The sequence below is a fragment of the Parabacteroides sp. APC149_11_2_Y6 genome (genome assembly GCF_054506995.1).
This window is the reverse complement of sequence record NZ_CP173709.1, coordinates 1,911,003-1,930,706: the sequence shown is the minus strand read 5'-3', so window position 1 is coordinate 1,930,706 and position 19,704 is coordinate 1,911,003. Positions and strand designations below refer to the sequence as shown.

At 42.3% G+C, this 19,704-nt stretch carries 16 protein-coding genes; 5 read left to right on the top strand and 11 right to left on the bottom strand.

The features are described 5' to 3' along the window. Positions 1-20: 20 nt before the first annotated feature. From ACGE0T_RS07750 to ACGE0T_RS07740, 3 genes are all read right to left on the bottom strand, one after another. On the bottom strand, positions 21-911 hold the full coding sequence (locus ACGE0T_RS07750) for a DUF2589 domain-containing protein (protein WP_459189957.1): 891 nt from the start codon (positions 909-911) through the stop codon (positions 21-23). A gap of 122 nt (positions 912-1,033) precedes the next feature. After that, on the bottom strand, positions 1,034-1,429 hold the full coding sequence (locus tag ACGE0T_RS07745) for a LytR/AlgR family response regulator transcription factor (protein WP_459189956.1): 396 nt from the start codon (positions 1,427-1,429) through the stop codon (positions 1,034-1,036). A 22-nt stretch (positions 1,430-1,451) separates the two neighbouring features. After that, on the bottom strand, positions 1,452-1,799 hold the full coding sequence (locus ACGE0T_RS07740) for a DUF3876 domain-containing protein (RefSeq protein ID WP_459189955.1): 348 nt from the start codon (positions 1,797-1,799) through the stop codon (positions 1,452-1,454). A 211-nt stretch (positions 1,800-2,010) separates the two neighbouring features. On the opposite strand from ACGE0T_RS07740, the gene ACGE0T_RS07735 reads away from it, so the two are divergent. The 3 genes from ACGE0T_RS07735 (at position 2,011) to ACGE0T_RS07725 (ending at position 3,440) form a co-directional block, all read left to right on the top strand. Beyond that, complete coding sequence (locus ACGE0T_RS07735; RefSeq protein ID WP_459189954.1) at positions 2,011-2,139, top strand: hypothetical protein; 129 nt, start codon at positions 2,011-2,013, stop codon at positions 2,137-2,139. 79 nt (positions 2,140-2,218) lie between these two features. Then, positions 2,219-2,689 (top strand): hypothetical protein, encoded by a 471-nt coding sequence (locus tag ACGE0T_RS07730; protein ID WP_459189953.1) that lies wholly within the window; start codon positions 2,219-2,221, stop codon positions 2,687-2,689. Positions 2,690-2,909: 220 nt separating this feature from the next. Further along, positions 2,910-3,440 (top strand): fibroblast growth factor, encoded by a 531-nt coding sequence (locus ACGE0T_RS07725; RefSeq protein ID WP_459189952.1) that lies wholly within the window; start codon positions 2,910-2,912, stop codon positions 3,438-3,440. Between the two features lie 189 nt (positions 3,441-3,629). Here ACGE0T_RS07725 and ACGE0T_RS07720 read toward each other — a convergent pair whose 3' ends face one another. Both ACGE0T_RS07720 and ACGE0T_RS07715 read right to left on the bottom strand, forming a co-directional pair. Beyond that, on the bottom strand, positions 3,630-4,040 hold the full coding sequence (locus ACGE0T_RS07720; protein WP_459189951.1) for a hypothetical protein: 411 nt from the start codon (positions 4,038-4,040) through the stop codon (positions 3,630-3,632). 138 nt (positions 4,041-4,178) lie between these two features. Beyond that, the gene (locus tag ACGE0T_RS07715; RefSeq protein ID WP_459189950.1) at positions 4,179-7,043 is read right to left on the bottom strand and encodes a M16 family metallopeptidase; all 2,865 of its coding nucleotides are present in this window, start codon (positions 7,041-7,043) and stop codon (positions 4,179-4,181) included. A 150-nt stretch (positions 7,044-7,193) separates the two neighbouring features. Here ACGE0T_RS07715 and ACGE0T_RS07710 point away from each other — a divergent pair, with 150 nt between their 5' ends. Then, a complete protein-coding gene (locus tag ACGE0T_RS07710; RefSeq protein ID WP_459189949.1) occupies positions 7,194-7,805 on the top strand; it encodes a DUF6434 domain-containing protein in 612 nt (203 codons plus the stop codon). A gap of 13 nt (positions 7,806-7,818) precedes the next feature. Here the strand turns inward: ACGE0T_RS07710 and ACGE0T_RS07705 are convergent, their stop codons facing one another. The 6 genes from ACGE0T_RS07705 to ACGE0T_RS07680 all read right to left on the bottom strand — a co-directional run bounded on the left by ACGE0T_RS07705 (position 7,819) and on the right by ACGE0T_RS07680 (position 16,452). Continuing rightward, positions 7,819-9,480, bottom strand: coding sequence for a hypothetical protein (locus tag ACGE0T_RS07705; RefSeq protein ID WP_459189948.1), 1,662 nt, complete (start codon positions 9,478-9,480; stop codon positions 7,819-7,821). A 525-nt stretch (positions 9,481-10,005) separates the two neighbouring features. Then, complete coding sequence (locus ACGE0T_RS07700; RefSeq protein ID WP_459189947.1) at positions 10,006-10,428, bottom strand: Fur family transcriptional regulator; 423 nt, start codon at positions 10,426-10,428, stop codon at positions 10,006-10,008. A 7-nt stretch (positions 10,429-10,435) separates the two neighbouring features. Further along, the gene (locus ACGE0T_RS07695) at positions 10,436-12,355 is read right to left on the bottom strand and encodes a heavy metal translocating P-type ATPase (protein WP_459190438.1); all 1,920 of its coding nucleotides are present in this window, start codon (positions 12,353-12,355) and stop codon (positions 10,436-10,438) included. Positions 12,356-12,472: 117 nt separating this feature from the next. Continuing rightward, a complete protein-coding gene (gene msrB / locus ACGE0T_RS07690) occupies positions 12,473-13,474 on the bottom strand; it encodes a peptide-methionine (R)-S-oxide reductase MsrB (protein ID WP_459190437.1) in 1,002 nt (333 codons plus the stop codon). Positions 13,475-13,657: 183 nt separating this feature from the next. Beyond that, positions 13,658-16,027 carry a hybrid sensor histidine kinase/response regulator gene (locus tag ACGE0T_RS07685; protein WP_459189946.1) on the bottom strand — a complete coding sequence of 790 codons (2,370 nt, stop codon included), beginning with the start codon at positions 16,025-16,027 and terminating at the stop codon, positions 13,658-13,660. A gap of 53 nt (positions 16,028-16,080) precedes the next feature. Further along, positions 16,081-16,452 carry an Hpt domain-containing protein gene (locus ACGE0T_RS07680; protein ID WP_459189945.1) on the bottom strand — a complete coding sequence of 124 codons (372 nt, stop codon included), beginning with the start codon at positions 16,450-16,452 and terminating at the stop codon, positions 16,081-16,083. A 500-nt stretch (positions 16,453-16,952) separates the two neighbouring features. Between ACGE0T_RS07680 and ACGE0T_RS07675 the strand changes: the two genes are divergently transcribed. After that, on the top strand, positions 16,953-19,691 hold the full coding sequence (locus ACGE0T_RS07675) for a TonB-dependent receptor (RefSeq protein ID WP_459189944.1): 2,739 nt from the start codon (positions 16,953-16,955) through the stop codon (positions 19,689-19,691). Positions 19,692-19,704 lie beyond the last annotated feature (13 nt).

Genomic DNA, 19,704 nt, shown 5'->3' with positions numbered 1-19,704 from the left:
GTTATACTTAACCTACTATTTTAGTGACCTGTCGTTTCACCATCAGTTGTCGTTCCACCACCAATTGCTGTTTCGCCAACTATTACTTTAATAACCTTTTCACCCGCTTTCACATTGTAAGTACCCTCACCGAGTGCATATACCAGATTATCGCCGACAAACGCTGTCTGAGGAATTATAACCTCTCCATTATCTGTTCCGTCTGTTTTGGCTTTGTAAATCTTAATATCTTTCGGTGCCAGCAAACCATCCTTATTCTTATAGGTTGCTATCAACTCCTGCGTAGCTTTCAGCTTGGTTGCATTTACTTCCAACACACCAGCCGGATCGGAAACATCCAGTGCGCTACCCAGCAATTCCAATACTTTGGCAAGACCGGCAGGCATACTGTCCTGGCCTGCTTTCACAGCAATATCCATAGTGTATTCCACACTGTACTTGGATTCCTCGGTTGCTTTGGAGTCTTTCTTGGATGAGTAACTTCCGTTTATCTTGGCATCCATATGGAACGGACCCACTTTCAGACCGGCACTGGCTTCCAGGCTTCCGCTTTTTGAAGTGCTCTCGGTGTTTTCGCTGACACTGGATGAAGAAGCGGAGATACTTGCCTTGAAGTTGATATCGATACTATGGATAGCGATATAAGGAATAGGGACAATTGTAAGCAACGGCACATTCAACTGTACCATGCGTCCGCCCTGCATGAAAGAGAAAGATACGTTTACCGCCGTCTTCTCACCTGTATCCGGATTGGTGTTCAAACCTACTTCCTGGATAAAATCCCAGGTTGTTTTAGCCGCCATAGCCTGTGCTTCGATACAAGCGTTCAACGGACCGCCAATCATAGAACTAAAAGGTATTGCCGATAATGCATTGGATGCAATATTCGACGGAGCATCATTTACTGCCATAATCAATTTTGTTTTTAATGAATAAATAATTTTGTTTTTTCTGTAAGCTTACGGTGCAAAACTACGGAGAGATACACCCCACGGATAATTAATTATCGGAAGTGCAGGATTACCCGTGCGGCTTACTCGGTTTCCCCGGTAAACGGCCTTTTCCGTTCCTCCAGTATGTCGAAACAGGAAAAGACCAGTTTACGGTAAGGCCGGCTGATGTCCAGACGCTGTTTACCAATATACAGGATGTTTCCGATAAAACGGTCTACCGCCCGAATATTGATAATATGCGACCGGTGGATGCGGATAAACAGCGTAGCAGGCAAAAAGGCTTCCACTTTCACCAAAGGATAAATCACACAGATTGCCTTTCCATTCAGTAAATGAATATCCGTATAATTACTACTCGCACTTACCCACAAAATATCTTTGTATAATATTTTGCTATGAAATTCCCCTGTCCGCACAAAAAAGCCATCATCAACGTGGCAGTCAGGAATTATGTAATTTTTTTCTTTCGTATCCATTTTTTCTTTCTTTTCGAGTCGTTTACTTGTTTGTTATAATAGAGTCTGTATGCTGGTAATATCTACCTCCCGGAGATAAAAAAAGGGTGTTGTCTTCAGGGTTATAAGTTAAAAATATGCGTCCTTCCGCTTGTATGTAGGTTCCAGTATTGTTTGTTACAATAGGGTAAGTAAGTGGGCAGAGTTCATCCCTGGCAATCCGGTGGTAAATTGTAGCCGACCGGGTACCTAAAGAATCTTTACTGATACGAAGTACCGGTTTCCCCTCCCTACTTTGCCAATAACCGGACGGAATTTCATAATGCTTACAGCAACTGACAGCAAAGAACAGAGCTGCAATAAAAATACATTTTTTTTTCATTTGTTTCATTCGAGTTTGTATTTGTTCATTATTTCTGATTTGCAATACAAAGCTATATTTATAGAATTACTACGAAAAAAATATTACCGGAACGGTTCGCTTGTCCGTGTAAAACGACTGATTATCCGGGTAAAAAAACATTTTAGACTTGCCAACAGCCTTTCATTTCTTTCACCGGCGGAACCATCCGCACGGAGTAATATGCATTCCAAAGAAAAAAATGTCTGGCACAGATACGATTAAAGACCTTCGGAGAAAAGGATTTACAATCGGTACAGGTTTCAGGCAGGCGGTATTCAGCCGTTTCCGTTTTTTAGGGAGCAATAGCAAACGGATAAACAGTGGATAAATAATGCATTTTCCGGTAAACAAATTCGAGTAAAATAACATTACTTATAAACATAGATTATCAATAAAAACAGACAGTTATGAAACATTTAATTTATACATTACTGATATTTACATTTTTTGCCACTGCATGTACAAAGGATGAAACAACATCCGGCGGGACAAGTTCGGAAGTGATTAATAAGTTCAGGTCTTATTTCTATGACGACGAGAACATCAAGGCCACAAAGATGGAAAGTTATGAATTGAATGAATGGGTGGTGGTAACTACCAATGGCGATCGCCCGCGCGAAGTATTCACGGATATTACGGGCATGACCGTACCAACAGAAAACAATTATGATTGTACCTATGTTTCCGCCGATGCAAAGATCCGCATCCGTATCAAAGGGAATGAAACAGCCGACAAAGATGCAGTATTTGCCGTTCTGGAAGTATATATTCCCGAATGTAAGGAAATACGTATCATACATATCGTCGCGCCCGACTATTTTAATAAAATCAATAGTAATGAAGAGAACGATGCACCGGTTATTCCGGTCATGCTGTAGAATGGAACCGGGCGATTCGTAAATCGTTCCTGCATCGCCTCAATCATTTCTTTCCACTCGCAGGCATCTCCTTTCAACCTGTACCGGAAATGTATCCATCCGCATATTTAATTGGCATTTCCACTGCATGCTTTTCAACTTTGCACTTGTAAGCTTATAAAAATTAAACACGGCGATTTCCGAAAAGCCGAAGAAAGAGTAGGATTTAATTAGTATAATTATGATGAAGAAAGTTGATTTTTCAAAACCGCTACTTATCCAATCAGTAGCTTTCAAAGAAATTTACCTCCGTATGGTTGGCGAAGGCATTAGCAAACCTCTTGGTTCGGGTGCCGGTACTGTCAATTGCCAGACAACAATGGATGCAGCAGGCCAGTTCAAAGTACATCAAAGAAATGATGGCGCCGTAGCCTTCGAATCGATTCTTTACCCAGGTATTTACCTTCGCCTGGCTGGCAATGGCATCCGTTCATTTGCAGGAGCCGGAGCCGGTCTGGTAAACTGCCAGTTCGGTGCGGACGCATGGGAACACTTCAAATTGCATGAACAACCAGATGGTTCATACACGATTGAATCGGCTGCATTCCCGAATGTATACCTACGCATGGATGGCAACAATCCCTCTAAAAAGACCGATAACTTTGGGAAAGTAAATTGCCAGTACGGCGCCGGCAGTTGCGAAAAATTCTATCTGGTTAATGTTCCGGATACAGGAAAGCTCCAGGACTTAATGGGTAAAATGCACATGTAGTATAATACATTGAAAGGTAGGGGATGTGTCAAAAAGCTATTACTGAACGCAGATTACGCAGAACACGCAGATTATTTATTGAAAAAATATGGTCTGCGTAAATCTGCGCTCTGTCTGCGTAGTCTGCGTTCCCTAATATATGCTTTTGACACATCCCTCACCTTTCTTATCAAATATATATCTTATTTTTTAACTGGTACGGACATAATGCAAACGCAGTATCTCCTTATTATAGGACTTGCATTCTTTCAGTTCCCAGTTGGAGGAAACACTTATATCTTCGGAAAACAACTTGATGCCACTACCTGACATATATCCAAAAACATATAATATGATTTCATTTATAACCTTATGCTTAAACAAGTCTTTAAGCATAGATACGGATTTCGGAGTTACCTCCAGCAAACAATAGCCTTCCCGTGAATCGCATATGCTGGTAATATCACTGGCAGACATTTCCGGGGATATTATAAAATCCGCCCCTTCATACAAATCTGTTATCCCATAGGCATCCCGGTTTAATCCCCATTCTCTTAAACCTTCTTTATTTGATATATAACCATCCAGTGTGGTTAATGCCAATAATCGAACACATCCCATTTCCCGTGTATTTTTATCTAACAATTTAAGTTGCAATGAATGCAACCCCTTCTCCTTTTCTTTTATCCGCTTCAAAAATACATATATCTTTCAATATTAGAAATGAAATCAGGGAAATGAAGTATATTTTATGCCGGTTTAATTGTAAATATCCTTTCTTTCCAACTTTACTATGGTACCAAATTTGGACAACTGTTCCATATCAATTCGTTTCGCATTACCCACAACCATATAAATAACAGGACGGCCGCTTATCTGCTTTTGATAGAACCCGGCTATATCCTGCATATTCATTTTATCTATATCTTCCAATAATTCTTCCACCGGGTCATATTCAAAACCGTTTATGCGGAGGTTGGCTATCCGCCCTGACAAGTTGCGGAAAGAAGGATAATCATTATTGAACTGGTTGACAAGCGTCTGTTTTAAGGTCTCCATACGTTCCGGTTTCAAAGGCATTTCACGGATTAAGGAATCCAAGACACCCATAGCTTCCACAGTCTTATCTGCCTGAGTGGACAGCATGGCATCCAGACATCCTTCATATCCGGTATGGATTTTGGATGGTAGCTTGAAACGTGCGCTGGTACGATAAGCCAACGAACGAAATTCGCGGATTTCCTGAAAAAGAAGAGACGACATATCCCCTCCGAAATAAGCAGAGAACAAAGGTGCCACATGACGCGAATAAGAATCATCCACTTGATCGCCTTTCACATATCCGTAAACTACACTTTGTACAGCGGTAGGCATATTAAAAAAGAAAACAGTAGGTTTATCATACGTTTTCAATTTACGGGAATAAGGCAAAACAACAGGGATGTCTACGTCTTCCAGGGGGAAATTCTGCCAAAGAAGTTCCGACACCTTATCTGCAGGCAAAGTACCGCAATAATGTATGTCACAGGCCATTCTCCGTACTTTATGGAAGGTATCCAGCAAAGCCTTGCCTTTCATCTTTTTCAGTTGCCTGTAAGGGATTTTTTTCAAGTAGAAAGACTGGTCGCCGAATTTGACTTTTTCCAATAAAGCATAGGCGATATTATCACTTGACTTGAAAAAAGACTTATGGGCGATCTCTGCTTCATCTACGACCGGTTTCATCTTCTTATTATCGGCTTTCACTTGGCTGATAAATCCGGAGGCAAGCTCCAAGGTTTCCTCTATATGATTGTCGAAACCGACAATTTTCAGGATGAAATTATCGTGGGTAGCTTCAAATGTAACAGTGCTCCCTATTGCCTGTAAATGTGTACGGAACTGCTCGAATGTCAGGTTATCCGTACCCAGGTATTGCAAATAGACGGCAAGCGGTACAAGTGCCGGCTCTTCCAGATATCCAATCCGATAAGATACTTCTAATGAGAAAATATCGTTGACCGGATTAGGGGCAGCATAAAGCGTAACATTTGGAGTCAGGCGTATAGTCTGCACATCATTCTCAAAATCAAGACGACGGGGTTTCACTTCCTGTACGGGTATATCTTCCAGCTTCCTGGCATAATCCGAAACCGCCTCCATATGTTGCGGGACAACCGGGGCAAAATCGGGCTTTGGAAGTTCATCCTTTGGATACTTTCCGGTGCTTTTTGTCACACAGAGGTAGTTCTTGCTGAAATACTTCTTGGCCACACGCATCACATCTTCTTTGGTAATCGATTCGATTTCCGATATATATTTCACATACGTATCCCAATCTTTTCCTTGTGAAAACAAATCCATCAGTACCCGGGAACGGGAATCGATATCTTCCAGCGCCGAAAGGGTCATACGTTTCTGTTCCAGTTTCAGGCTGCTGAACAGCTCACCGTCAAAATCACCTTTCTTGACACGGTCTATCTCCTTCCAAATCATTTTTTCAGCAGACGAATACGACTGGATAATCGGCTTGGGCATCGCTGCCACAGCCAGAATCCCGGCATCATTCATACTCTGGTTCAAGGCCATGGCTCCTACCAGTTTACGGTCTACCATCAACTTATCCAGAAAACCTGTACCGTTGGCATTGTTCAGTAGATTTACCGCTATATTAAGCGCAACCTGGTCTTCATGATTGGCGGGAACCCCTCTGAATCCGAGAGCCAATCCCTTCATAAAAGGAATAGGAAATTTGACTTTCATCTTCTCTTTCCCATTGAACGGAGGCAGTGTAACTGTAGCCCTTTTAGGCATATCACCTGTACGAACACGTGAGAATGTCTTATCTATGATAGGTATCACTGATTCCGTATCAAAATCTCCACTTAATATCAATGCCATATTAGGAGCGACATAGTATTTTTCAAAGAACTTCTGCATTTCTTTCAGGCTCGGGTTCTTCAAATATTTCGTACTTCCGATAATAGGATATGCATAAGGATGGGGAGCAAAATAACGGGATAATAAAGTATCCATTACCTGTCTTCCGATAAAATCTCCGTACATATTTTTCTCTTCATACACAGTCTCCAATTCGCTTTGGAACAAACGGAATACCGGGTTCAACAAACGTTCGCTATTGATTTCCGCCCACTGTTCCATATACTGTGGAGAGAACGTATTGAAATAAACGGTTGCATCGTATGAAGTTGCGGCATTCAGTCCGGAACCGCCATATTGTGTAATCAAACGGTTGAACTCATTCGGTATGACATAATCGGCTGCACGCACACTCAGATCATTTATTATCTTCAACAGATGGGTACGTTCTTTAGGGTTTTCAGTAGTAGCCAAGGCATCATACTTATCCGAAATAAGGTCGAGAAGCGCTTTCTCCGATTCATAATCAACCGTTCCGATTTTATCTGTCCCCTTGAACATCATATGCTCGAAATAATGGGCAATCCCGGTATTCGGGCTATCTTTTGCACCCGCTTTTACAACAACTGCTCCAAAGACTTTTGGCTGGCTATGGTCTTCATTCAACCAAACAGTCAGTCCATTCTGAAGTTTATATTCTTTTACATGGAGAGCACTTATATTCTCTGCTTTTACCTGAGAGGTACCGGATGCCATCATCATCATTGATAATCTTAAATTTCAGTGATATTATCACTATATTTAATAAATAGGATGACAAATATACGCTTTTAAAGCCGATTGTTTGTTCTTAGATGATTTAAATTAAACAAAACCCGGCTATATTTGCCACCTCAATAAGCAATTTTTCAGGAAATGAATAACAAACCGGTTTTAGAAAGAAATATGGATAGCTGTATTTTCAGAAGCTATTATTACCTGAAGGAAGAGTTGGCTGCTTTTTGCAGGAAGGAAGGGCTGCAAACAACCGGAAGTAAAACCGAACTAACCGAAAGGATAGCCACTTACCTCGAAACAGGCCAAAAAACAAGAATCTCCTATAAGTCCCACAAGCAACCAAGCCCTATTGTCCACATCACCAAAGAAACAGAAATAGAACGGGATTTCGTATGTTCCGAAAAACACCGGAACTTTTTCAAACAGATTATAGGCAAAAGCTTTTCATTTAATGTCGCTTTCCAGAAATGGCTGAAAAGCAATGCAGGAAAGACTTACCTGGATGCCATCGAAGCATACCACCAAATTCAGGAAGAAAAGAAAAAAGGAAAAACAACCATCGGGCAACAATTTGAATACAACACCTATATAAGAGATTTCTTTGCCGATAATCCGGACAAGTCCTTACAAGATGCCATTAAATGCTGGCGATATAAAAAAGAGCTGCAAGGAGATAACCGGTATGAAAAGGCAGATTCAGATATACTAAAAACGTCCGAGGCTGTTCTATCCCCGGACGTTCTTTTATAGTTCAATTTGCATTTTAATATTCAACACATTTTATGAAAAAATCGTCAGAAGGTACTACAAATTTATATCTTGACGTACATGCTGGAGTATTAGCACTCCATTCAGCAATTGCCGAATTAATTTCGTCTAAATTCTTTATTACCTTGTTTTCCAAATGTTCACAACCTTTTAAATTCCATCCTTTATTGCCATCATCCCTACCTGCAACTTTTTGATCATTTTGAATAGTGCTATACAAATATTTTGTTCTATTTACATCATAGTCACTCATTATGGCAAAAACAGATCCGTACACACTTTCTTCTGCTGCACATGCAATAAATCCATGACTGACACAAGAAACAGCTATGGAACCTTGAGCTAATTCAAAAGCTATTCCACCGCAGTTCTGTCCCTCTATATCAGCTCTATTTGTACAACCTATTATACTTGAACCATGAAAACAACGGCCAGCTACTCCTCCGACATCCCAACCTGATACTTTCCCTCTATTATTCTCACATGCTAATAGAATAGATCCTGAAAGAGATCCGACAACACCCCCGACTCTATTTGTATGAGATTTTTTATGATCGGTTACAAATGCGTTGCTTTCGCAAGCAATAATTTGACTTTGTGAAGCATACCCTATTATACCCCCAATAGACCCGGTTATACGGTCTTCATTACATATGCTCCCCGAATTCAAGATAACATTTTTTATTGTTGCATGCAGAGTTGCCCCAAATAGTCCCAGAATACCAGTACCAAGAGAAGAAGATACATTTATGTTCTCAATCTTATGCTTATTTCCATTAAATATTCCTTTAAATTCAGCCTTATTTAAATTTCCGATCGGTATCCATTCACATCCGAATAAATCAATATTTTGTGTTTGTTCCAACGTCCAACCTTTAAAACCATTATAGTTATAACCATCAAAATCATGGTCACCAACATTTGTTACTTCTGCAACCCAACGTAAATCTCCAGATGTTTTTATTTCTATCTTTTTAGCCGTATAATCTATCACCTCCGGTTTTTTCACAGGATCCGCATCAGTAACTACCATTTTATAGTACACACTCCAGGAACCTCTGCCATCCGGTCTGCCTTCACCTATGTTTTTCACTTCAACTTTAACCGGCGTTCCTTCTTTTTTCCATAGAATTTCCGAATATGAATCACCACAATTAGCTTCAGATGTACTTCCTATTTTTAATCTAATTTGATCGTCTTCTTTCACCCCAATCAAAATTTCCTGCATCCAGTCATTTGCCGAACTTCCTTCAAATTTATAATTTGCATTAAATGTAGGAGAATAAGTGGTCTCTTTGCTTATATAATTATAAGTAGTCGGATCTCCTATAGATCCTCCGCTGAAATCCTTCCATACTTTATCAGACTTGCAAAAATACTTATAATGTCCCCATATATGTTCCAAATGGGAAGAAAACTGGAGCGTTAAATCCTCTTGTTTGGATTGATTTTCTATACTGATATAAACATCCCGTTCTGTCCCCGTAGGGAATGATTTTGTAACAAGTTCTTCATTTGCTGCTTTTGATAAATCTTCATGCTTTGAACATCCTGTAAAAACTGTTGCTAATACAAATAGTGCACAAAACAACACTCTACCTGTTTTAGTTTTAATCTCTTTTTGTTCCATAATTCTTCCAAATTTTACTTTTAACATAGTTGTTTTATTCGTACTCTAAAAAATCATTTTATGCCTCAAACATATACAAACTAATATTTCCCAGGAGTAAGATTTTTACTGTAGCGTACAAAAACAATTATGAAGTTAACAAAAGATCTATCCGAAGCATCATTACTATTATCCTAACTATACCGCCTACTCTCTCACTTACATACAAAAAGAACGTCCGAGGCTGTTCTATACCCCGGACGTTCCGCCTTAACCATGAACTAACAGGACCTTTTCCTTTTGTCCTGAAAACACACATCGTAAGTAAAAGTATAGATTTTAATATCTAATTCATCTTGCAAAATATCATCATCTATACTAAAAAAACAGTTAAAGTTAAGATTATTCAAAAACCAATTCTTCCATACTTTAAAACCATGTAAATCGATTGTATTACACTGCAAACGTATACAATCCGGATTTAATCCCAAATGGCTTTTTAGCTGTAGCGTATAAAAACAGTTTCGAAATACATAAACCACAGTTCCGAAACATACTTTTGTTATTTCTCCGCTACGATTTCGAACTGCAATCCGGGCAAAGTCCTTTCAATACATAATTGATAGTTGTAAGAGTAAAGCCCTTCGGCATATCCATTACCGGGGCAGGCATATTTTCTAAACAAAAGGTTCTGTTACAGTTCTCGCAATAAAAGTGGGCATGCAAATCCTCTACGGCACAAGTGCAATTGTTCTCACACACCGCATATTTCAAAGACTTTGTACCATCATCTATACTATGTATCAAATGGTGGGAAAGGAATAAAGTTATTGTGCGGAACAACGTTGACTTATCCACCGTATCCAGCACGTTCTCCAAATCCAGCAACGATACGGGACGGTTCACCTGCATCATTGCCCGGAGTACCAATATCCGTATTGCCGTAGGATGTATCTCCCTTTTGGCAAGCATTTCCAGACAGGTTTGTTCTTCCATAGATTTCTTATTTTATCATTTTTTGTATCCGTACGGCATTCAATATGGCAATAAGCGCAACACCCACATCGGCAAATACAGCTTCCCATAAGGTTGCCATACCACCGGCTCCTAATATCATGACAAGCAGTTTCACACCAAAAGCCAATGATACGTTTTGCCAGATAATCCGGCGTGTCAGTCTCCCTACTTTGATGGCTGTCGCCACTTTGGACGGCTGGTCGGTTTGTATAACGACATCCGCCGTTTCAATTGCCGCATCGCTGCCAAGTCCGCCCATTGCAATCCCTACATTGCTTAAAGCCAGTACCGGAGCATCATTTATACCATCTCCAACAAAAGCGATCCGGTTACTTTCGTCCCGGCGCAAAGCTTCTATATGCTCAACCTTTCCGTCGGGAAGCAAATCGCCATAGGCTTTTGTTATACCCAGCTTTTTGGCAAAATTACTAACAATACTCTGTTTATCCCCCGATAATATCTGAATGTTTTTAATATTTAATAGTTTCAGGTTCTCGATGGCAGTACAGGCATCCTCTTTCAGGGAATCTGAGAGTAAAAGGTATCCGGCATATTCCTCCCCAACCGCACAAACCACAATTGTTTCGGTAATAGACGCAAGCTCTTCGGGATATGCGATACCATATTTTGATAACAACCTGAGATTTCCGGCCAATACCCTCACTCCTTCTATCTTTGCCTCCAGACCGCAACCGGCAATTTCCGATATATCGGTTGCCCGGACAAGTCCTACCCCAAGCTTTTCCGCATAACCTACCACAGCTTTAGCTATCGGATGGGTACTCCCCTGTTCCACAGAAGCTACCAGGCGTGTCAATTCTTCTTCAGGAACACGGATAGATATACAGGATTGAACTTCAAATATTCCTTTGGTCAATGTACCGGTCTTATCGAAAACAATCGTATTGATTTGGGTAATGGCATCCAGATAATTACCACCTTTAAACAAAATACCTAACCGGGATGCCGCACCTATCCCTCCGAAATATCCTAACGGAATACTTACCACCAATGCACACGGGCACGAAATCACAAGAAAAATCAAAGCCCTGTACAACCAATCATTAAATAAAAATGTAAACAATGGATTTACCAGCGAATAGACAAACGGGACACACACGATTAAGGCAGCCAACCCGATAACAACCGGTGTATAAATACGGGCAAACTTACGGATAAACAACTCAGCCGGCGCCTTACGTTCCGAAGTGTCCTGCACCAGTTCCAGAATACGTGCCAACGTACTTTTGTCGAAAGGCTTGGTTACTTTTATCCAGATTACCTTATCCGTTACAATCATTCCGGCAAGTACATCCCCGTCTTTTCTGATATGCCGCGGAACGCTCTCCCCTGTCAGAGCCGAAGTATTAAATGCAGCGACTTCACTCAGCATCGTACCATCCAAAGGAATCCGTTCGCCTGCTTTAATTTCGATAACTTCTCCTACCCGGACATCCCGGGGATTCACCACTACAAGATTACTATCTCTCACCACCGCAGCCTTCTCCGGCCTCACATCCAGCAAGGCACTGATATTGCGTTTGGCCCTGTCCACTGCCTTATCCTGAAACATTTCCCCTACTGCATAAAACAGCATCACAGCCACCCCTTCCGGATATTCTCCGATATAAAATGCTCCGATGGTAGCGACAGACATAAGCGTAAACTCACTGAAATAATCTTTGCGAGCCATACTCCCAAACGCTTCTTTTATAACAGGAAGACCTACCGGAAGATAAGCCAGCAGATACCAAACAAAAGCCACATAATCACCTTGGAAAAAGGCAATTCCTGTGGCATTCAGTATAATTCCGGCAATCAGCATGACTGCCGACAATACGATTCTCCAATATTCACTGAACAGGCTTGCTTCCTCCCGGCTCTCATTTACCTGCACATTTTTCATCGTGCAACATTTGCAACCTGTTGTCTTTTCCATATCCATATCTCTTTGTTATTATTTCTAATGCAAAGATAGCCGGACCGGAATGCAACCCGGTTGCAAAGTGTACCCGGCGAATCCTTATTTCTTCAGCAACGGAAGATATTTGCCATACCCCTCCGCTTCCATTTTCTCTTTGGGGACAAACCGGAGCGAAGCACTGTTGATGCAATAACGCAGCCCGCCTTTATCTACAGGACCATCTTCAAACAAGTGCCCCAGATGGGCATCTCCGGTTTTACTGCGGACTTCCGTACGAACCATGCCATGCGATGTATCCGTATTTTCTTCTATCAGGCTCTTATCTATCGGTTTGGAAAAACTGGGCCAACCGCAACCGGATTCAAATTTATCCGTAGAAATAAATAACGGCTCGCCTGTGGTTATATCCACATAGATACCTTCCCTGAATTCATCCCAGTATTCGTTTTGGAAAGGACGCTCGGTAGCGCTTTTCTGGGTTACGGCATATTGTTCGTCCGTAAGGGTACGGCGAAGAGTTGCGTCATCCGGCTTCTGATAGACCGTTTCAGCATTCGCCTTTTTTGCCAGTTCAAACAATCCCGGATGAATATGGCAATAACCGCCGGGATTCTTATCCAGATAATCCTGATGGTAATCTTCAGCCGGATAGAAATTAACCAGAGGCTTCACTTCCACAACCAGAGGTTTGTCATAATTTTTGGCAAGTTCGCGGAGAGCCGTTTCAATAACCGGCAAGTCTGCTTTATCGGTATAATAAATACCGGTACGATATTGTGTACCCATATCGCCTCCCTGGCGGTTCAGGCTGGTAGGGTCAATCGTTTTAAAGAACAAATCCAACAATAGAGACAGTTTAACGACTTCGGGATTGTATACGACTTTCACCGTTTCAGCAAAACCTGTCGTATCCGTACATACCTGTTTATAGGTAGGATTTTCGATATGGCCGTTTGCATAACCTACTTTTGTTTGTTCCACTCCCCTCACCAGCTTCAGGAAATGTTCCGTTCCCCAAAAACAACCGCCGGCAAGATATATTTCATTCATCTTTTCCATTTTACTTTCCTTTCTTTGTTTTGTTTTTTCCTTTGCCTGCATATGACAGGCAGCCATGCAGCATGCCAATCCTATTATTAATACCACTATTTTTTTCATCGACCCACAAAATTAACCTATTCCAATAGTTATACAACAGAAATGAAGACTGAAAAAAACATATATCTCCATTAAAAAATCCAATAGTTTATTCGAGCGGCAATAGTTACTATCCGGATTTACCTTTTATAAATAGTTACTTAAAACTGTCATCAATGCGGAAATATCTATTGGCTTGGCAAGATGATAATTCATTCCCGACTCCAAAGCATTAACAACATCTTCAGAAAAGGCATTTGCCGTCATGGCAATGATTGGCAAAGTCTTGCTATCTTTCCGGCCGAGAGCACGTATCCGCTGTGTAGCCTCGTAACCATTCATTACCGGCATCTGAATATCCATCAAAACCATTTGGTAATACCCTTCCGGCGACAATGATACCATTTCGACCGCTTCCTGACCGTTGGCCGCCGTTTCGATATCGACTCCCGTAGAACCGATAATTTCCACTGCAATCTCGCGATTCAGTTCATTATCTTCAACCAGCAATATCCGTTTACCGGAGAAATCTGCATCAGACAGTTTGAACAAACCGGCAGGTTCCTGCTCGCCTTCCCCGTCAATAAGGCGTTTCAAAGTCTGAAGTAATTTTGATTTATAGATAGGCTTGATAATGAAACCATTTGCTTTCACCTCTCTTGCCGCTGCCTCATATTCCTCTATATCATACGCCGAAAGGATAACAACAGGTACTTCTGTTCCTACAATGTCCCGGATTTGCCGGGTGGTTTCCATCCCATCCATTTCCGGCATCATCAAATCCATAATCACGGCAAAATAGCCTTTGTTCTCCTGATAGCGTTGGCGGACTAAAGAAACGGCTTCGCTACCGGAACATACCCAGTCACATTCCAAGCCGATCTCGAGCAAACAGTTGCAAGTGCTCTGGCAAGCAACCTCGTCATCATCCACCACTAAGACCCGAAGCCCGTCAACTCCTATCTTTTCATCCGATACCTTCGCCAGATAACGCATCGGCAAATCGATTGTAAAACGTGAGCCTTTTCCGTATTCGCTTTGAACCTTAATGCTCCCGCCCATCATCTCCACAATTTTATGGCTGATTGTCATGCCAAGCCCGGTTCCCTGTATATTACGAATTTCCCTGTCGCTTGCCCGCTCAAATGGTAAAAATATCTTATCCAGAAATTCAGGGCTCATACCCCGTCCATTATCTTCAAAGACAAATATATAATGTGCTACTCCGTCCTTTGTATCTCTTTCTTCGATATCTATTTTGATCATACCATTTTCCGGGGTATACTTAACGGCATTGGCAAGAATATTCATCAAAACCTGCTTGATCCGCTGCGTATCTCCTATCACATTCTCATGTTGCAAATTCAAAATACGAACATCCAAAGTATGCTGCTTGCTGCTGATTTCAGGTTGCATCATGGAAACAAGCTCCTGCAGAAGTTCTCCTATATTAAATTCCTCATCAATAAGAGTCAGTTTGCCACTCTCGATTTTCGACATATCCAGTACCTCATTAATCAAACTAAGTAATAGCTTGGATGCACTACTGATTTTCTCCATGCAATCGCTCACCTTTTCCCGTTCATCCACATGGGCACGGGCTATTGCCGTCATCCCCATAATTGCATTCATGGGAGTACGGATATCATGGCTCATGCGGGCAAGGAAATCGGATTTTGCCTGGTTCGCCTTTTCTGCCGATTCGAGAGCTTCTTTCAGTTTCCGGGATTGTTCTTCCAGTTTTTTCTGTAACTCACGCTGTTCGGTAATATCTGTTACATCTATATATACAATCAGGTAAACCGGATCATTCCCTTCCCAACCTACACATTCGCCATTTAACTGTATCCAGGCATCATTACCCTTTTTGTCTTTTGACTGTACAGTAAAATGCACCGGCTTGCCTTCACGCATAAGCGGAATATGTTCGTTCAGTACGATTTTGCTTTTTTCATCCAACCGCGAAAAAGGAGAGAAAGAAGCGAATTCCTCCCTATCGGCACCGGCAAAATTCATATACTTTTCATTCGCTTCTATCAAAGTGAAGCTACCATCCTGCAAAAGCCTGTGCTTGGCAATAAAACCGGGTAGATTCTCGTAAGCAATCGTCTGTTCAAGTTGAACCTGCATAAGCTCTTCCACATCGGTCATCACAGTATAGGCAACGGGGATGCCATCCTGAAGCTGATCGGTAAAAGTTGCAGAAATCTTTATCCATCTCTCCCCGCCTTTCACCGGCAGCCGAAGAACTATTTCATACCCGTTCAAATTCTTTTCTACAGCTTCATACACCTTTTGCCCCAAAGTATTCCATGCCATTTCATGTCCGGCAAAATACAAATCGCACCGGTTATGGTAAAGGGCTTCATACTCTTCTTTGGAATAACCGGTCAACTTGTAATAGGAATCATTCGCCCATAAAAGGGTAAAATACTCATCCAATAAATGTTTGCTGACACTGACTCCCGTCATATTCATCAGCATATTATACTCAATATTTGTCCTGGGCTTATCCATTCTATTTCATATATCTCGTCTATTAATCATATCCCGTATTTTTCCGGCGGCAACTATTTGGCAATATCCGGTTTCATCTTTTTTATCAACACACACACTTCATCATACGTTGCTTGAAGCTTCGGTAAAGCCTGCAATAAGCATGTTGTTTCCCCTCTCCTCAATTGTTCAACCATAGGAGTAAGAATTTCAGACAGGCTGTTTATGCCCAGATTAGCAGTCAAGCCTTTCATATTATGAGCATAGAGAAATGCGTCCTTCAGTTTATCTTCAGCAATACTACTTTCAAGTAATGCCAGGCTTTTATCATCAAGAAATTTTAAAAGGAAGCGCATATACATTTTTTCATTATTCAAAAAACGCCCAAGAGCCGAATCAACATCAACTCCCATCGCTTCTAATTCTGCTTTGTAATTACTATCCATGTTTTTGCTATTAAATCCCAGCGCTGAATAAAGTTTATCGCAAAATCTCTGAAAACTTTGTATAATAATCAGTGGGTGACGAACAAAAGTAGTAAATAAACAACCAAAGTGTCATCCATTTTCCATGAAATTTAAGCAATTCGGAAAGATTGATACAAACGGCATGGTTTTATTTTTGTTTACCTCCCATCCCGAGCGGTTTGCCTACCTTATCAGGATGAGGCTCCGATAACTATCAAGTTTTATAATCCGAGGTTTAATTTATGCCTACTGTTTTCAGGTATAACCGGTGCCCGGCATACCTGAAATTTAGTACCGGTAGTAATTTCAATTAGTAGCGGTAGTAATTCAAATTAGTAGCGATAGTAATATTTTTTAACACCCGTACCATTTTACCCAGGAATAGTGACAGACGTACACTCTTTAACTTTTAGAATACCTAATTCGAGGTATTGCCCCACTTTTTGCCTGCCTGTACCTTTGCACCGAATAAAATAGCAATGAAAAGAAAAAGTATTGTATATCTGTTAATATCGCTCTTACTTGTCAATATCCAAACCATTCTTGCACAGAATGCGTGCACGTTGAGTGGTGATGTACGAGATGCAAAAACAAAGGAACTTTTAGAGTTTGCCAATGTACGGCTTATGAAGGACGGGCATATGGTTTACGGCACGATTACCGATGCCAAAGGCCATTTTCAGATGACACAGATTACCCCGGATACCTACAAGTTGATAATCTCTTTTCTTGGATATGACGATGACGAGCAGACAGTAGACTTGCACACAAACAGCCGGCTCGATATCCTGCTCCATTCTTCCGCCACTTCACTGAATGAAGTGATTGTCACCGCTTCCGAATCGAAAGAAGCCACCAGTTCATCCAAGATAGACCGCAATGCGATGAAGCATCTGCAACCCAGCAGTTTCAGCGACCTGATGGAATTGGTTCCGGGCGGGAAATCCGTAGACCCGGCAATGGGTGCGCCCAACCTGATACGCCTGCGTGAAGCCGGTTCCACCAGCGAAGATATTTCATCCCTCGGCGTCAGCTTTGTGGTAGACGGCGTTACACAAAACAATGACGCAAACCTGCAATACATCCCCGGTACGACCAAAGGCGTGGGAAAAAGCAGCGTATCCAAAGGCGTGGATATGCGTACCCTCCCTACCGATAATATAGAGAGTGTGGAAATCGTACGCGGTATCCCTTCGGTTGCGTATGGGAATATCACCGGAGGAACGGTTATTATCCAGCGCAAAAGCAGCGAAAGCCCGTTTTCCGCCCGCTTCAAGGCAGACCAGACCAGCATGTTGTTTTCTGCCGGAAAAGGCTTCCGTCTGGATGATAACGGGCAGCATATCCTGAATGCGGATATCAGCTATCTCGACTCCAAAATAGACCCGCGCGACAATTCGCAAAACTATAAACGTATGACCGGTTCCCTGCGTTGGGATAACCGCTACCAATGGGATGACAAGTTCATCCGCTGGAACGTCAGCGCCGATTATACCGGTTCTCTGGACGCTACCAAGCGCGACAAGGATGCAACAGCCAAAGAAGATGCCTTCAAAGCCTCTTACCATAGTGCATCGCTTGCGGGAAAATGGAAACTGACCTTCCCCTCCCATTCCGCCATACGTGAAGTGAATGCCGGGGCTTCCCTCCGTCGACAGTGGGACCGCATGGAAGAAACACGCTCGGTGGTACTAAGCCGCCCGACAGCTATACCTATCAGTACGGAACAGGGAGACGCCGACGGTATCTATCTACCTTTCAGCTATATCGGTAATATGGTGGTAGATGGAAAACCGTTCTATGCCAACCTGCATGCCAATGCCCGGTTCCGCTTCCGCCACGATGATTTTTCGCACGACCTGCAAGCCGGATTGGAATGGGACTACCAGAAGAATTTCGGCGAGGGGCAGCTATACGACCCGTACCGCCCGCTAAACTACAGCACGACCGTTCGCCCGCGTAGCTATAATGATATACCTGCCATGCAACCACTCGCTTTATATACGGAAGAAACCGTAAAGTTCCCGCTGGAACGGCATCGTTTCAGCATCACGGCAGGCGTACGCCTGCAAACCTTATTAGGTTTATCACAGGCTTATTCATTACAAGGGAAGGTATATGCAGACCCCCGTTTGAATATCCAGTGGAAACTGCCCGAATCTAAAGACTGGAGCATCTTATTCTCCGGCGGTTGGGGATTGCTTTCGAGGATGCCTACTTCGGCACAGCTTTTCCCGGATGCCAAGTATATCGACATCACGGAACTGAATTATTATTCTACCAATCCGGATTTCCGCCGTATCCATTTGATGACCCACAAATGGGACAACACCAACTATCGGTTGGAAGCTGCGCGCAATATGAAATGGGAAGTGCGCTTCGATGTCTCCTACAAAGAAAACAGGCTGGCTGTAACTTATTTTCGCGAACGGATGAACAATGCCTTCCGCGACATTACCTACTATAAGGTATTGCCCTATAGAAAATATGACGCCACTTCCATCGACCCGTCCAAGCTGAACGGTCCTCCCGAACTCTCCCAGCTCGCATGGACACAGGAAACTTTACTGGATGCTTACAGCATGGCCGGCAACGGAACGAAAGTCAATAAGGAAGGTATCGAATTTCAGTTCAGTTCCAAACGTATCGACCTGCTGAAAACCCGTATTACCATCAACGGGGCATGGTTCAAGACTTTATACAGCAATAATATGCCGACCTACAGTTCCGAGCCTATCATCCTGAACAATAAACAATACAGCTATGTAGGCTTGTATGATTGGGAAGACGGAACTGAGTACCAGTCTTTCCGTACGAACTTTATGTTCGATACCTATCTGCAACGTTTGGGACTGACGCTTTCCACCTCGGCACAATGTACCTGGCTGACCAGTACGCGGAACCTGTGGAACAACGGAACGCCGGTCAGCTATATCGACGCCACCGGCGCCGAACATCCGTTCCTCGAATCCGACAAGGAAGATGCTTATTTGCAACATCTCGTGAAACGTTATGCCGCCGATTATTTCAATGTGGTTACCGTGCCGTTTGCTATGGATATCAACCTGAAAGCGACTAAGGACATCGGCAAACATATCAATCTCGCGTTGTTCGTAAACCGCCTGCTGAGTGTTTATCCGGATTACCGGCGGGGCGAACAGTTGATACGGCGCTCCTCCACTCCTTATTTCGGGATGGAATTGAATCTGAAGTTTTAAAGGAATGCTCCAG

Coding starts and splice junctions, on each gene's coding strand:
- ACGE0T_RS07750 (WP_459189957.1), bottom strand. CDS start 911: ATGGCAGTAAATGATGCTCCGTCGAATATTGCATCCAATGCATTATCG.
- ACGE0T_RS07745 (WP_459189956.1), bottom strand. CDS start 1,429: ATGGATACGAAAGAAAAAAATTACATAATTCCTGACTGCCACGTTGAT.
- ACGE0T_RS07740 (WP_459189955.1), bottom strand. CDS start 1,799: ATGAAACAAATGAAAAAAAAATGTATTTTTATTGCAGCTCTGTTCTTT.
- ACGE0T_RS07735 (WP_459189954.1), top strand. CDS start 2,011: ATGTCTGGCACAGATACGATTAAAGACCTTCGGAGAAAAGGATTTACA.
- ACGE0T_RS07730 (WP_459189953.1), top strand. CDS start 2,219: ATGAAACATTTAATTTATACATTACTGATATTTACATTTTTTGCCACT.
- ACGE0T_RS07725 (WP_459189952.1), top strand. CDS start 2,910: ATGATGAAGAAAGTTGATTTTTCAAAACCGCTACTTATCCAATCAGTA.
- ACGE0T_RS07720 (WP_459189951.1), bottom strand. CDS start 4,040: ATGGGATGTGTTCGATTATTGGCATTAACCACACTGGATGGTTATATA.
- ACGE0T_RS07715 (WP_459189950.1), bottom strand. CDS start 7,043: ATGATGATGATGGCATCCGGTACCTCTCAGGTAAAAGCAGAGAATATA.
- ACGE0T_RS07710 (WP_459189949.1), top strand. CDS start 7,194: ATGAATAACAAACCGGTTTTAGAAAGAAATATGGATAGCTGTATTTTC.
- ACGE0T_RS07705 (WP_459189948.1), bottom strand. CDS start 9,480: ATGTTAAAAGTAAAATTTGGAAGAATTATGGAACAAAAAGAGATTAAA.
- ACGE0T_RS07700 (WP_459189947.1), bottom strand. CDS start 10,428: ATGGAAGAACAAACCTGTCTGGAAATGCTTGCCAAAAGGGAGATACAT.
- ACGE0T_RS07695 (WP_459190438.1), bottom strand. CDS start 12,355: ATGAAAAATGTGCAGGTAAATGAGAGCCGGGAGGAAGCAAGCCTGTTC.
- msrB (WP_459190437.1), bottom strand. CDS start 13,474: ATGCAGGCAAAGGAAAAAACAAAACAAAGAAAGGAAAGTAAAATGGAA.
- ACGE0T_RS07685 (WP_459189946.1), bottom strand. CDS start 16,027: ATGGATAAGCCCAGGACAAATATTGAGTATAATATGCTGATGAATATG.
- ACGE0T_RS07680 (WP_459189945.1), bottom strand. CDS start 16,452: ATGGATAGTAATTACAAAGCAGAATTAGAAGCGATGGGAGTTGATGTT.
- ACGE0T_RS07675 (WP_459189944.1), top strand. CDS start 16,953: ATGAAAAGAAAAAGTATTGTATATCTGTTAATATCGCTCTTACTTGTC.